Here is a 15,025-nt window from a genome sequence, read left to right on the forward strand (position 1 = left end):
ATCTACAAGAAATTTCAACCAAATTCCAGAGAACCTGTGAAAGGAAATTTGATAATTTAAACCTCAACAAAAAACTGCAAGATTGGTACAATCTCTCTTATGCAGATTTCATCAAAGAATTAGCCAAGGAAAAAATAAATTTCACCCTTTCAGAAGAAGCAGAATGGGCAAATTATTTTGACCAAGAGAAAAGTAATGCCTTAGAAATTCAATCCAAAACTGCAAGTACAGACAAAGCAATAAATCAAATGGTTTATGAACTTTATGGATTGACTGAGGAGGAAATTGAGATTGTCGAGAAAAATTAATAAACTACACATTTTCAATCCATGGGGAAATTGTTGAGGAAATCGGTAGAATTTTTCCTATCAAATAGGAATCAAGTATCTAATTGTGTTAATAAAAAAATCAAAATAATTTAAATAATAAATAGGAAGTTGTGAAATTTAGAGATTTTATTAACACACTAACAGTGCAAGAAGTAAACGAGTTTTGGGATAGTATAGAAACTGTACCCGCTGAAGCTCTTTCAAAAAATTGGAAATATTCTTTAAAAAGAGGTGATAAAATAGTTCCGACAAAATGGTTTATAACCGAATTATCTCTGAAGAAAAATGAACAAATAGATTTTCAATCTAACTACGATAACCGTGATATTTTCGCAGAAAAATTTGGATTCAAAATTCACGAAGATTTGGTTTTTGACATGTCGGATTTACAAAGATTTAAAAAATTTTACGAAACGCAAGTAAAAAACAAGTCCTTGTTTCAATTCTTTATTGATCACACTCATAATACACTTGAAGGCAATAATATAGATCCATACAAAATCAGAATGGCAATTACCCAACAAAACGAAGCGATAGTTATTGTGGGGATGAGAACTGTACTACAATACAAAAATGATCGGATTGGTTTTATAATAAAATCGGAACACTATGATGAAATAGTACAACTTTACAATGTTGAAAAAAGTTATGATTTTAAAGGGAGTGATGACGTTTATTTTGTCCACTCACATCCTGACTTTATTCCTGATAGTACTGCTGATAAAATTTTGGAGGTAAATGCAGATACCATATTGTACGAATACAAAAAAATAGAAAATTCGATAAGGTCAAGATGGAATGCGGAGGCGAATAGCACAAATCATACTTTAAAAAAAATCATGTTTGAGAATGATAATGTAGAAGGTTTTTTAAAATCAAATAAAGAATTTAAAATGGAATATTTTGATGTTGAGGGTATATTAAAATACAGAGAATTGACAAAAGGTCAATATGATAAAAATTCAGAAGCCACAAAAATATTTAATGATACTCGTACTAAAATAAATTATTTAGCAGAACTCTTATCGGGGAAATTAGGTATAAAACTCCAAAATAATTATAATGAGAGAATTAACAAACAAGCAGGTAAACAGACGGGGCACCATAATTATAAAGATTACATTTTAGTTGGTTTTATACCAACACATTTGAATAAATTCGGAAAAGATATTTTTATAAAAATTGCATTTGGATTTTCAGAGACGATTCCTAATCTTCATTACCAAATCGACATTAACTATAAAAATAATAGTAATCCATTTGCAAAGGGTAGAGATTACTTACTTAAGCAAAACGACTTTTGGATTGACTTAGACGATCACTTTCCAAAAACTTGGAATGAATTATTAACCAATACAACTGATAACTTCAGAAAAATTATAAAAAGTTTAGAAGATTTTTTAAATAATAACAAAGTGGAGGAAACACCAAAAACAGCACACATGAGTACAAAATATCATCCACTAAATCAAATCCTATTCGGTTGCCCAGGTTCAGGTAAAACCTACAGTACAAAAAAGTTAGCGGTTGAAATTATTGAAGACCGAAAATTTACGAACACCAAAGAAGATCGGGCAGAAATCATTAAACTTTATGATCAATACACAGAAAAGAATCAGATTAAATTCACAACCTTTCACCAAAGTTTAAGTTATGAGGATTTTATTGAAGGCATAAAACCTAAAACGGTTAACAATCAAGTCATTTATGAAATTGAGAATGGTCTATTCAATAAAATTTCACAAAAAGCACAAGACAATTGGTTAAATTCTCAAACCAAGGAAAATAATGAACTTTCCTTTGAAGATGCCTTGAGTAAACTACAAGATGAATGGGTTGAGGACAATGATATTAAGTTTCCACTTAAAACAAAGGGTAATGACTTCACAATTACAGGTTTTAATGAGAAAAATCTAAATTTCAGGAAAGCATCAGGTGGAACTGCACACACGTTAAGTTTCAATACAATGAAAGAATTGTACTACGGAAAAAGAAATTTCACGAATGCAGGTGTAGGCATCTACTACCCTGCAATTATTGAACGCCTTCGCTCTTATGAAGGTGATAGTAAACCAAGTAAAAAATTAGATAATTACGTCTTGATTATGGATGAAATAAACAGAGGAAATATCTCTTCCATTTTCGGTGAATTAATTACTTTAATTGAGGAAGATAAGAGATTAGGAAGCACTGAAAAAATTGAGGTTAATTTACCATATAGCAAAGAATCATTTGGTGTCCCTCCAAATTTATACTTGATTGGAACCATGAACACTGCGGATCGAAGTGTTGAATCGTTGGATACCGCTTTAAGAAGAAGATTCTCTTTTACAGAAATGAAATCAGATCCCGAAGTTATTAGAACAGCGCACGAGAACAGAGGTATTATTCAAGATTCTCTCAACATTAACTTAATTGAACTGCTTGATACGATCAACAAAAGAATAGAACTATTAGTAGACAAAGATCACCAAATCGGTCACTCCTATTTCATTGGCGTTAATACCCTTTCAGATTTGAAAGTCACCTTTAAAAATAAAATTATCCCTTTATTAGAGGAGTATTTCTTTGGAGACTTTGGTAAAATAGGATTGGTTTTAGGAGATCAATTCGTAGAAACCAACTCTGCACAGGATAATAAAAAAATACTATCTAAATTCAAAGGTTATGAAGATGTAGATTTCTTAACCGACAAGAAAATTTACACCTTTAAAGATGTAGATCAGATGACCGCAAATGATTTCGCATCGATTTATAATGATTATAATGATCAGAGTAATTAATGAACTCTAAAAATTTCATACAGGTTTTTGAATACCAAAAGTTAAAAGTTGGGACAGGTAATTTCACGGAGAATCACCTTAAAACCCTTGTGCAGTTTAATGAGAAAAATGGAAACAAATATTTCATTCCAATTTATAACGGAGTTCAGTTCAACAGTTATGTTGGGGTGGTCAATGTTGGTGGGTTAACCATTGAAATCTTACCCAAGTCCGATAAATCTGAAACGCCCAACAAAAAACTTTGGCAAAGTGTTCTACTCAATATGTTGAGAGTGTGCAAACACATTCAAGTGGATACAGTTTCTGAAACAGGGTTAAAGAAAAAACATAATTCTATATTGGAGGTGTACTTTGAAATTTTCCTGAATGAGATAGAACAATTGGTGAAGAAAGGTCTAATTAAGAAATATAAAAGAGTGGAGAACAACCAACTTGCTCTTAAAGGAAAACTTATCTTTTCGAAGAATATCTCCAAAAATTTGATTCACAAAGAACGTTTCTACTGCGAACATCAAATCTATAATAAAGACCACCAAGTACATCAAATTCTTTTTCAGGCACTGTCTATTTTGGATACGTTGGTGACAAACAATTTAAAGGATAAAGTGAAACGGTTACTTTATGAATTTAATGAGTTCACCGTTAAGGACTTTAATTCAAAAGATTTTGAAAACATAAAAACAGATAGGAAATCCAAGATTTATGAAAAGTCGTTGGATATTTCTAAAATGATCATCCTGAATTATTCACCCAATCTCAATTCAGGTCATGACCAAATGCTAACATTATTGTTCGATATGAATAAACTTTGGGAAGAATATATTTACCGAATATTACAAAAGCATATTGATTTTAACCGTTATGAAATTAGTGCGCAGTCACAAAATAAATTTTGGGAGCACAAAACCATTAGACCCGACATAATCATAAGAGATCTAAAATATGAGGAAACCTTTGTGATCGACACCAAATGGAAGATTGTAGACAGCAACAATCCCTCAGACGATGATTTAAAACAGATGTTTTCTTACAACTTACTTTGGGAATCCAAGAAAAGTATTCTTCTATACCCTAAAATCGATCAGATAGACTCTAAATTTGGTTACTTCCACCACCAACCTTACAGAGAGTTCGAAAACGGATTTAAGACGGTAGAAAACTACTGCAAAGTCGGATTCCTTTCGTTGGTTGAGGGTAATGAACTCAGAGATTCTGAAGTATTGGTAGAAGAAGTGATGGGTAAATTTGAAAGTGTCGTATAAAACCGAAACATCTAACATAATTTGAAATCAAGAAAAGGAAAAAATAATGATAAAATTAGAAAAAAATCAAACGGGAATCGCATCGGAATTTTATGTCGCAGGTGAACTTAGCAGATTAGGGTATAATGTTTCGGTCACATTTGGGAATACAAAAAGCATCGATTTACTCGTAGAAAAAAATGGTAAAACAAAAGCAGTTCAAGTAAAGGAATTCAAACCACTAAATCAATCTGTTGGAATTTAGACAAGACCAAAGTATTAGAAAATGTTTTTTATATTTTGGTAAATCTTCATGTTAATGAAACAAATGATAAACCTGAATTTTTTATCCTGTCCCACACAGAATGTTTGGATCTTTTTAAAGACACACCAAAGGAGAAAAACAAGAGAACTTACTTGGATTATAAAAAATTGAGGAACTCGGAGGTTTTCAGAATGCATGGTATAAATTGGATAAATGATACACTACTCTAATTTGGTCTCGATAAAAAAATATAATGAAATAAAAATATTTTTATAAATTTTCAGTTTTAAAAGTAAAAAAAGTCTAAATTTTACATTTTATCAATTTCCATGTAATGTAATAATTTAATATTATTGGCTCCCGCAAGTTGTTTCGCAGACTTAGTGTAATCTCTGTTAGATATCACGACACCTTCATTTAAAGCATAAAATTCCAAACCTGACTTTACTTCTTGTACGGCTTTATTCCCGACAGGTCTTGAGTATTTTTTACACTGAATGGCAATGTTCCTTTTTCCTTTTTTAGCGATTAAATCCACTCCCTGATCAGCACCATTTTTTGTTTTAGTTACTTTCCAACCAATTTCAGTCAATTTTTCCAAACAATAAGTTTCAAATTCAAAACCATTCATGTCTTCTTTAAACTCTTTATTATCAATAATTTGATTTTTCGAAACAGTTTCTATTCGTTCAAAAATTATATCAGAAGCAAAATGAAAAGTTCTTATTTCTTCATGTGTTAAAATTGGAAATAAATAGTGTTCAATAAAATACGGTATTTCTTTTTGCTTCCATCTGCTTAAATTTTCATTCCCATAAGCATCAAAATAAACATATTTTTTTCGTTCAATTGCTAATTGTTTTCTATGCTTTTCAATTACCTTTTTCGACTTGCCAACGATAGATGTTCTAATTCGTGTCTGATAAATATTGATGTCTTGATCTTCTTTTTTGTTGGAATGATAAATAAAAAATATAAATCCCGCTATAATCAAAAATCCAACAAATAAACTCCCGCCTTCGTTCATATTATTTTTCCTTTAAACTTTCATAAATTAATAAATGTGTTATTTTTTCTCGTTTGCTTATTAATAGTAATTAAATAATTCCATTAAAAAAATAGTAGTGTTAAAAAACGACACGGTGTTGTTTTTAGTGTTTTTACTCTTTTTAAATTGTCTGTAATTCTTCTTCTGCAAGTGTATAAAACGGACTTAAACTTCCCATATAATCCATATTTAAAGTAAAAGGAGTGAATCCTTCATCTTCAAATTTCCTAAAAAACTCTTTAGTTCTCTCCTTATAAATGTCATAAACAACTTGATATTTACGACGAATTCGAGGGGATGGGTAATTGTCCTTTAAATATTGTATCTCTCTAAAAAATCTCAAATCTTCATCAATTCTGTAATATTTGTCTGTTTCAGTGAACATATCAATTTGAATTGGTAATTTACCTTTTGTATCATCAAAAAGATTAATATAAGATTGACATAACAGAATGAAATCATATTTTTCGTTATATTCTATTTTATCGAAAACGATTACCTCATTAGTCAAATTTTTATTGATAAATAATCCAAATCCCTCTAATTGTGATTCATCATTATAAGTTTCGATTAATGCCTCACCGTAGTAAGACTGAAAATTTTTATATTTAAAGAAATGAAATTTACCCAATGTGATAATTGCCCTAAAATATACATTAATGAGTGATAAATTATAAAACATTTCTTGAGCAAACTCGATCAGATACGTTACATAATAATCCTTACTCCAACTATCATCCTTATTAAAAACTAAAACCGTATCCGAGAAGACTATAACTTGTAATAAAGGATGTTTAAAAACATTCAAATTATCAAATATCTTAAATATTTGACTTACTTTCTCAGGCTTTGTTCGTACTAAATTTTCAAAACCCAAAAATATCAATATATAAAAATGTTTTTTTCATAAATATTTATTAAGTAGTTTAACTTTTAAAAGAGTTTTTAATTCGTATCTTCAAATTTATCACCGTTTCTTGTCAAACTACTTTGATAATTTGTCAAACTATTCACTTCAAAAAAATCCGTTTGATCAGTTGGGATTCCATTTATTATCATGTAATCACTTAATTCAGGAAAATTAAATAAATTTGGATTAACGTGAAAAATATTACTCGAAATCTCTACAAATCCCAATATATCTTGTGGAAATAATGCACCCTTAATAGTTATTTCTTTTTGATGTATAAAAATATCACTTTTAATAATTGGTAATTTAATTTTATTCAAGATATCTTTATCATTCTTTCCGTCAGATGATGACCAAGAAACAAATTTGAAATCTTCTTGGGCAGTAAACGCTTCAACCGCTATTTCACTTGTTGATGTAGATAACAGAAATGAATTTAAATTAAAACCTAACTCTCCCACTTTATGTAAAAATTTTAAATAATAATCTCTAACTTTTATCTTATCATTGATTGGTAAACTACCAATACTTTTACTGAATTCTTTTTTATTATCAGCACTTTGAAAATACATGTCAAATTCTTCATTAAGAATTTTAAACTCTTTAATTTCGGGATCTTTAGAAGTTTTTAATACATGTTTTATTTTTCTAAAAATATAATTAATGAAATCATCATTCAAATCATTTATAGAGAATATATTTTTTTTCTTTACCTGCTTAAAATACTTTTCTTGATACACTCTTCCCTTCTCACCAATTTTAAATAAAAAATAGTTTAATCGTTCGATTAAATCTTCATGATCTTTAATGTTGAGTTTACTTCTTAAATTTTCTGCACTCTCTCCACGAAATATGAATTCTACATTACTTTTCTTTTTAATTGAATATAGAAAATTATTTAACACTGATTTCTGTTCCGATGTTAATTCATTACCATTTACTTTAAAACTATAATTCATTTCCAATATTTATTTTTCAACAAGAAGTAAATATATGAAGATTTCAATAACACTTTACGAAATAAAATTTATACAATCGAGATCGCGTAAGATTAAAGATAATACTAAGTGCTACTTTCTTTTTGAAAAGAAAATGGATTAATATATTTGAAAAAACTGAGTTCAATGTTGGATGTTTTTTGATCATTTTAGATCGTAATCGTGCGTAAATCGTGCTACAACAAAAAAAAATCACCTACGAGAATCGTAAGTGATTGATATTAAAGTGGTCTCTCCAGGAATCGAACCAGGGACACATGGATTTTCAATCCATTGCTCTACCAACTGAGCTAAGAGACCTTTCGTTAATTGAGTGGTGCAAAAGTAACAACTTTATCCTTATCTCCCAAATCAAATGCGATTATTTTTAATAAAAACTGCAATATTATTGATTATCAGCATCATTATTTTCCTCCCGCCTGATTTGTTCACTCATTTCTTCCAGCACTGGCTTGATTGTGCTCTCTGGCAATTCGCTAATTCGAATATACATCAACCCGTCAATAGCATCATTAAAACTTGGATCTACATTAAATGAAATCACCTTCGCATTCTGCTTGATGTATTTTTTAATGAGAACCGGCATTCTCATTTCGGGCTCTAGATCATCAATGATCTTATCCAATTTATTCAAATCAGATTCTACCTCATCAAAAAAGAGATGTTTATCACGATCCTTTAATTTTACTTTAAAGTCATGTTTAGGATGAATATACTGAGCCACAGCAGAATCGTAATAATGAGACCGCATAAATTCAATCATCAAAGATTTTGAAAATTCTGAGAATTTATCAGAAATACTTACGCCACCCATTAAGAATTTGTGTTCAGGGTTTCTTAGACAAACATGAACAATACCGCGCCATAAAAGAAATAAAGGCAACGGCTTTTGCTGGTATTCAGAAGAAATATAAGCTCTTCCCATTTCAATCACTTTCCGAAAGAACGGTCGAAGTTCTGGATCAAACTCAAAAAGGGAACTGGTGTAAAAACCATCAATACCATGCTTTTTCATTACTTCGCAACCCAAAGCCATGCGGTACGCGCCGGCTAATTTCTTGGCTTGACTGTCCCAAAGAAAAAGATGATGATAATGTTCGTCATATTCATCGAGATCAAACGGCAAATTGCTGCCTTCACCAATTTTTCTGAAGGTCAGTTCACGCTGCCGTCCAATCTCCCTCATAATCGACGGAATATCGTTGTAGCTGGCGAAAAAGACTTCATAATTCCCATTCCGGAAAAGCATTTTGTCATTTTTGCTGAGTGCTTCTATTTCGGCGACGATATCTTGAGTAGGTGTTTCATCAATGATATTCTGAACCACATTTTCTTCTTTAAGCAAAGGAAAATTAAGACGCAGATTAGGAATATTTAAGCGATCGGCCAGCGATTTTCTTTTCTCATAGTAACTCTTTAACAAGTGGATTTTCTTTTGTAGAAATTCCCCCATTTCTTCGATGCTGTCATGATCTTCTAAAACCTTTACGGAAACTGGCTTGCCGAGTCGAACCCGAATAGGTTTTTCTCTTTTATGCATCATTTCTGATGGCAACAGGAGTGTTTGTAAATTAGGATGAAGCTTTGCCATCTGATAAAAAAGTCGGCTGTTCTTCGCATGAAAATACATCGGAACAACTGGAACCTTTGCCATTTTAATCAACTTTAAAGCAGGCTTCTCCCACTTCTTATCCAAAATTTCACTGAATTCATTATTTCGGTTAGAGACTTCGCCCGCCGGAAAAATACCGATACAGCCGCCCTCTTCTAAATGTTTCAAACTGCCACGCATTCCGGCAGCACTACTTTTTAGTTCTTTCCTGTTTTCGAAAGGATTTACAGGAATCACATAAGGCCTCATCGGTTCTATTTTTTCCAGTAGAAAATTTCCCATGATTTTGAAATCAGGACGGATTTCTGTAAGAATCTTCGTCATCAAAATACCATCAATCGCACCCAAAGGATGATTAGACACCAAAATAAATGGACCTGTTTTAGGGATTCTCGCCAAGTCTTCTTCAAAGACAATATATTTCAAACCACGTTCTCGTACGAAAGAATCGAAGAAATCTTTTCCGACTTTATCTTTTAGAATGTCGTATAATCTATTGACTTCATCAATTTTCGTCAAACGCATAATTGCCGACGCCGCTGGATTCTTTAAAAACCCTAATTTGCTTAAACCTGAAGCTTTAATCAAATCAATTTTAGAAATTAAACTCATGGGCAATTAGTTGGTGATAACCTGTATTGTTTTTTGTGAAATCTGTTCGATCAAAATAGTTCTACCCTGATAAAACTGATTCAACTGCTCTAAATTAGCGTTTCTTATCGTATAAAGTGAAACGTTTTTAATAATCTCAGTATTAAATTCTTTTTGAAGTTCCTCATCCAGTTCGCCAATCGTGCCGTACATATCTTCTAAACAAAGGTCTAAGGAAATCGCAGAATTCTGCATCAGCGATATTTTAATTTTAAACTTCGCAAGGAGAGAAAAAATTTGACTCAAATGTTCTTCTGCAATGAACGAGAAATCACGCGTTGCAATTCTCAGCAAATGTTGATTCTCTTTTAAAATAAAAGATTCTTTTTGACTTCTTTCTTCGTAAGCGCCAACTCTGGTTCCCGAATTCTTAGGTTCCAAAAAGGACTTCACGTAGAAAGGAATATTTTTCTGTTTAAGAGGTTGTAAGGTTTTTGGGTGAATTACCGAAGCACCGTAGTAAGCCATTTCAATTGCATCTTCATAAGAGATTTGACTTAAAAGCGAAACATTTTCAAATTTTCTTGGATCGCCCGTCATCACTCCGGGAACGTCTTTCCAGATCGTCATGGCTTCGGCATTCAGACAGTAAGCAAAAATTGCCGCCGAATAATCTGAACCTTCTCTTCCCAAAGTCACGGTAAAATTATTATCATCAGAACCGATAAATCCTTGCGTCACATAACATTGATGCTGATTCAAAGCCGACATATTCTTTTCCGTTTCTTCCCAGTTGACGTTTCCTTCACGGTAATTGCGATCGGTTTTTATAAAATCGCGCGAATCACACCAAGCGTTTTCAAACTGAATATCATTCAAATATTGACTCAATATTTTAGAAGAGATCAATTCGCCACAACTCACGACCTGATCGTAAACAAAATTATAATTAGGTGATTTATTGCGTCTTAAGAAAGATTCGATATCACTAAAAAAGATAGAAATCTCGTCAAAAACGGGATGATTTTCGGTAAATAAATCCTGAGAAATTTCTAAATGTTTGAGCTTTACTTTTTCAATTTCAGCTTGGTAATCGGTTTTGGCAAAATAGTTTTCAACCACTTTTTCCAGAGCATTGGTTGTTTTTCCCATGGCAGAAACCACGACCAGACAACTCTCAAAACCCTGCGTTTCTAAAACCAGGGCCACATTTTTTACACTTTGCGCATCTTTTACCGAAGCACCTCCAAACTTAAAAACTTTCATCTAAATGATTCATCGTCAGTATTTTATTTCCTTCAGAATTCAACGCTGCGAAAATTACCAACCGTCAAAATTATTAATTCTCAACGAATAAAAAAAACTTGCCTTCAGATTAAGAGTTAGAAACAAAAAATTACGCGAAAACAAAGACTGACTTCTGTCATTTAATCAAAACTAATGCTGTTAAATTCAAAGAATTTTACGAAATTTGTAAAAACCCAAAAAGCAACATAATGTCAGATCAGTCGTTCCAAACCCTTGGTGAATTTATCATCGATAAACAAGAAGATTTTTTATATTCTACCGGTGAATTATCGCGCCTTCTCAGCGCCATTCGTTTGGCCTCGAAAGTGGTCAACAGACAGGTCAACAAAGCAGGAATCGCCGATATCATTGGTAAAGTCGGTAGCGAAAACATTCAAGGTGAAGAGCAACAAAAACTGGATGTTCTGGCGAATGAAATTTTCATCGAAGCACTTTCTCAAAGAGAAGTAGTTTGTGGAATCGCATCCGAAGAAAATGACGACTTTATAGAAATCAACACGCACTCTAATGCGCACCTGAGTAAATATGTGGTTTTAATTGATCCTTTAGATGGTTCTTCAAATATCGATGTGAATGTTTCAGTAGGAACAATTTTCTCTATTTACAGAAGAGTTTCAGAACCTGGAACGCCTGTCGTACTGGAAGATTTTTTACAAAAAGGCGTGAACCAAATCGCTGCAGGTTATGTAGTTTACGGTTCATCGACAATGATTGTGTACACGACTGGAAACGGCGTGAATGGTTTTACACTCGATCCAAGTTTGGGAACGTATTATCTTTCTCATCCAAATATGCAATTTTCCAGAACGGGTAGCATTTACTCCATCAACGAAGGGAATTATATCAAATTCCCGCAAGGCGTAAAAGATTATATCAAATTTTGCCAACGTGAAGAGGACGATCGCCCCTACACTTCCCGTTACATCGGAAGTTTGGTTTCTGACTTTCACCGAAACATGATCAAAGGTGGAATCTATATTTATCCCTCAACATCGCAATCACCTAACGGAAAACTTCGACTTTTATACGAATGTAATCCAATGGCTTTCTTAGCAGAACAAGCTGGTGGAAAATGCACCAACGGTTTCCAGAGAGTGATGGAAATTCAGCCAACCGAACTGCACCAGAGAGTTCCTTTCTTCTGCGGAAGTTATGACATGGTAGAAAAAGCAGAAGAGTTCATGAGAAATGCTCATCCAGAAGCATAACTTTTAGAAGCTTTATCCCGCTATCCGCTGTATCTTTTTGTTTTTCTGTAAAAAAACAAAAAGGATGTCGCTTCTATCGGGGCTAGGGTGAATCGCTGTTAATAAAAAACGTCGCAAATAGACCACTCTGTATGGAAGGAGCAAATATTAAAAGAGCGTTGCCAAGTGACCATTGTATTTTAACTGAAATCACAGTGGATGGTAAAGCATTTTGGGGCTATTCAAAACAGCAGTTATCGGCCTGGGAAAATGATTTGACCATCACAGAAAAATATCTTTTAGAAAACGAAACATATAAATTGATTTTAAACGGTGAAATAATCGGTTATTATTCTTTTTTAAAACTAACTGAGAATCACTTAAAATTAGATTATTTATTTTTATTTCAAAATTTCATCGGCAAAGGATTTGGTCAACTTCTGCTCAATGATTTTCTGGAAAGAGCAAAAAGAATGAACATCATCGATATCATTTTAGAGGCTGATCCGAATGCCGAAAATTTTTATAAAAAATTTGGATTCGTAACTTACGACCAACGGGAATCTTCTATCGACGGACGGTTTCTACCACAAATGAAATTAGATTTTAAATAAATAATCTGATACTTTCTTTTCTATTTAAATACCTATGAAAACAGCAACTTTTAAACAATATATTTTAGAATTCAAACAAGCCAGCGGAACTTCTCGCGGTGTCTTAACGACCAAAGAAACATATTTTCTTGAAATCACCGAGGGCGATAAAAAAGGAATTGGCGAATGTGGCATTTTCCGCGGACTCAGTTTCGAAGATGTCCCGGAATATGAAGAAATGCTGCAATGGCTTTGCGATAATATCAACGAAAACAAAAAGGTTCTTAGAAAAGAACTGCTTCACTTTCCTTCCATTTGGTTTGGTTACGAACAGGCAATGTTGAATTTAAAAAATGGTGAAGATCTTTATTTTCCAGGTGAATTTTCTGAAGGATATTCGTCTCTAAAAATCAACGGACTGATCTGGATGGGCGATGCTGATTTCATGAAGCAACAAATTGAGGAAAAAATCAACGAAGGATTTCAATGTTTGAAACTTAAAATTGGTGCTGACTGGAACTCAGAAAAAGAAATTCTGAAACAACTCCGGGCAAATTTCCCGAAAGAAGATTTAGAATTAAGAGTGGACGCCAACGGAGGATTTACGTTTGAAGAAGCCAAAGTTGTTTTACAGGAACTTGCAGATTTGGATATCCATTCTATAGAACAACCCATCAAAGCTGGAAATATTGAACAAATGGCGGAACTTTGTAAGAACACTCCAACGCCAATCGCTTTAGACGAGGAACTAATCGGAGTTTTGAATTTCGATGATAAAAAAGAATTGTTAGAAAAAATAAATCCGCAGTATATCATTTTGAAACCATCTTTAGTTGGAGGCTTTTCCGGTACTGACGAATGGATCTCGTTCGCGGAAAGTAAAAAGATTGGGTGGTGGATCACCTCAGCTTTAGAAAGCAATATCGGCCTGAATGCCATTGCTCAATATACTTTTACAAAAAATCCAAAAATCCCACAAGGTTTGGGAACAGGCGGATTATTTACCAATAATTTAGAAACGAGATTGGTGCTGCATGGTGACGAACTGATGATGAGATAAATTCACATTATCAAAGTTGATTCCAAAAATTCGGGATTGACAAACTATATTTTGTAATCTTGTTTAAAGTTTCTTCAAAATATCTTTCACAATAAGATCGGCATGAATTCTAGAGTTTTCAATGAACCACAGATGCGTGTCTTTGCCGCCACAAACGACGCCGGCTAAATACAATCCAGGAACATTGGTTTCCATGGTTTCTTGATTGTAAAAAGGATTCAGACAATCGCCTTGAAGTTCAATTCCTGAATTTCTCAAGAATTCAAAATTCGGAAGATAACCGGTCATAGCTAAAACAAAATCATTTTCTATCTCATGAACGGTTTGATGTTCATCTTTAAAAATGATCGTCGTTGGTGTTATTTCCAGGACCTCAGCCTTAAAATGAGCAGCGATGTTACCCTCTGCAATTCTATTCTCAATATCAGGTTTTACCCAATATTTTACGCTCTTAGAAATCTCGGCATGACGGATGATCATGGTGACTTCGGCTCCTTTTCGATAAGTTTCTAAGGCAGCATCCACCGCTGAATTACTGGATCCAATTACCGCAATTTTCTGATTAGCGTACGGATAAGGTTCGGAATAATAGTGCTTTACTTTCGGTAACTCCTCCCCTTTTACATTCATCTTATTCGGAATATCATAGAAACCGGTGGCAATAACCACCTTTTTTGCAGAATACGCAGACTTCGAAGTTTCAATTAGAAAGTGTTCTTCTTTCGTAATTTTTAAAACTTCCTCATATAAATTAATATTGATATTTCGCTGACGGGAAATCCCCTGATAATATTCCAAAGCATCTCTCCGACCAGGTTTTGGTGAAGTGGTGATAAAAGGAACATCCGCAATTTCAAGTTTATCTGCAGTGGAAAAAAAAGTCATGTACAAAGGATAGTTGTAAAGCGAATTTACAATGGTTCCTTTTTCAATAATGAGATAAGAGAGTCCCGCTTTTCGAGCTTCCAGAGCGCAGTTTAAACCAATCGGTCCGCCGCCAATGATGATGATATCAAATAATTTCATTGTGTAAAGATAACTACTTTCACAAAATTTAAAATCTTTGAAAGTATTTTTATGAAATGCCCATAAAATAGTAA

Annotated in this window: 12 protein-coding genes, 1 tRNA gene and 1 pseudogene; 7 read left to right on the forward strand and 7 right to left on the reverse strand. The window is 32.9% G+C overall.

Annotation, left to right across the window (positions count from 1 at the left end; all coding sequences use genetic code 11):
• The 4 genes and pseudogenes from ACEYOS_RS04355 to ACEYOS_RS04370 form a co-directional block, all read left to right on the forward strand.
• Nucleotides 1-308 (forward strand): annotated as a pseudogene (locus ACEYOS_RS04355) (restriction endonuclease subunit M); the annotation flags it as partial.
• Nucleotides 309-472: 164 nt separating this feature from the next.
• Complete coding sequence (locus ACEYOS_RS04360; RefSeq protein ID WP_373708339.1) at nt 473-3,112, forward strand: McrB family protein; 2,640 nt, start codon at nt 473-475, stop codon at nt 3,110-3,112.
• Nucleotides 3,112-4,374 carry an McrC family protein gene (locus ACEYOS_RS04365; RefSeq protein ID WP_373708340.1) on the forward strand — a complete coding sequence of 421 codons (1,263 nt, stop codon included), beginning with the start codon at nt 3,112-3,114 and terminating at the stop codon, nt 4,372-4,374. The genes ACEYOS_RS04360 and ACEYOS_RS04365 overlap by 1 nt, the downstream gene beginning before the upstream one ends.
• A 46-nt stretch (nt 4,375-4,420) precedes the next feature.
• Complete coding sequence (locus ACEYOS_RS04370; protein ID WP_373708341.1) at nt 4,421-4,618, forward strand: group I intron-associated PD-(D/E)XK endonuclease; 198 nt, start codon at nt 4,421-4,423, stop codon at nt 4,616-4,618.
• A gap of 310 nt (nt 4,619-4,928) precedes the next feature.
• Here ACEYOS_RS04370 and ACEYOS_RS04375 read toward each other — a convergent pair whose 3' ends face one another.
• The 6 genes from ACEYOS_RS04375 to ACEYOS_RS04400 form a co-directional block, all read right to left on the reverse strand.
• A complete protein-coding gene (locus ACEYOS_RS04375) occupies nt 4,929-5,645 on the reverse strand; it encodes a restriction endonuclease (RefSeq protein WP_373708343.1) in 717 nt (238 codons plus the stop codon).
• Between the two features lie 142 nt (nt 5,646-5,787).
• Complete coding sequence (locus ACEYOS_RS04380; protein WP_373708344.1) at nt 5,788-6,543, reverse strand: hypothetical protein; 756 nt, start codon at nt 6,541-6,543, stop codon at nt 5,788-5,790.
• A gap of 68 nt (nt 6,544-6,611) precedes the next feature.
• On the reverse strand, nt 6,612-7,535 hold the full coding sequence (locus ACEYOS_RS04385) for a hypothetical protein (RefSeq protein WP_373708345.1): 924 nt from the start codon (nt 7,533-7,535) through the stop codon (nt 6,612-6,614).
• A gap of 266 nt (nt 7,536-7,801) precedes the next feature.
• Nucleotides 7,802-7,874 (reverse strand) — tRNA-Phe (locus ACEYOS_RS04390).
• 85 nt (nt 7,875-7,959) lie between these two features.
• The gene (locus ACEYOS_RS04395; RefSeq protein WP_373708346.1) at nt 7,960-9,798 is read right to left on the reverse strand and encodes a lysophospholipid acyltransferase family protein; all 1,839 of its coding nucleotides are present in this window, start codon (nt 9,796-9,798) and stop codon (nt 7,960-7,962) included.
• A 6-nt stretch (nt 9,799-9,804) separates the two neighbouring features.
• Complete coding sequence (locus ACEYOS_RS04400) at nt 9,805-11,043, reverse strand: aspartate kinase (protein WP_373708347.1); 1,239 nt, start codon at nt 11,041-11,043, stop codon at nt 9,805-9,807.
• Nucleotides 11,044-11,273: 230 nt separating this feature from the next.
• On the opposite strand from ACEYOS_RS04400, the gene fbp reads away from it, so the two are divergent.
• From fbp to ACEYOS_RS04415, 3 genes are all read left to right on the forward strand, one after another.
• A complete protein-coding gene (gene fbp / locus ACEYOS_RS04405; protein WP_373708348.1) occupies nt 11,274-12,293 on the forward strand; it encodes a class 1 fructose-bisphosphatase in 1,020 nt (339 codons plus the stop codon).
• A 131-nt stretch (nt 12,294-12,424) separates the two neighbouring features.
• A complete protein-coding gene (locus tag ACEYOS_RS04410) occupies nt 12,425-12,886 on the forward strand; it encodes a GNAT family N-acetyltransferase (RefSeq protein WP_373708349.1) in 462 nt (153 codons plus the stop codon).
• Nucleotides 12,887-12,920: 34 nt separating this feature from the next.
• Nucleotides 12,921-13,925 carry an o-succinylbenzoate synthase gene (locus tag ACEYOS_RS04415; RefSeq protein ID WP_373708350.1) on the forward strand — a complete coding sequence of 335 codons (1,005 nt, stop codon included), beginning with the start codon at nt 12,921-12,923 and terminating at the stop codon, nt 13,923-13,925.
• A gap of 63 nt (nt 13,926-13,988) precedes the next feature.
• Here the strand turns inward: ACEYOS_RS04415 and ACEYOS_RS04420 are convergent, their stop codons facing one another.
• Nucleotides 13,989-14,951: a YpdA family putative bacillithiol disulfide reductase gene (locus ACEYOS_RS04420; protein ID WP_373708351.1), complete on the reverse strand. Its 963-nt coding sequence runs from the start codon at nt 14,949-14,951 to the stop codon at nt 13,989-13,991.
• Nucleotides 14,952-15,025 lie beyond the last annotated feature (74 nt).

This window comes from Kaistella sp. (assembly GCF_041824135.1).
Taxonomy (GTDB): Bacteria; Bacteroidota; Bacteroidia; order Flavobacteriales; family Weeksellaceae; genus Kaistella.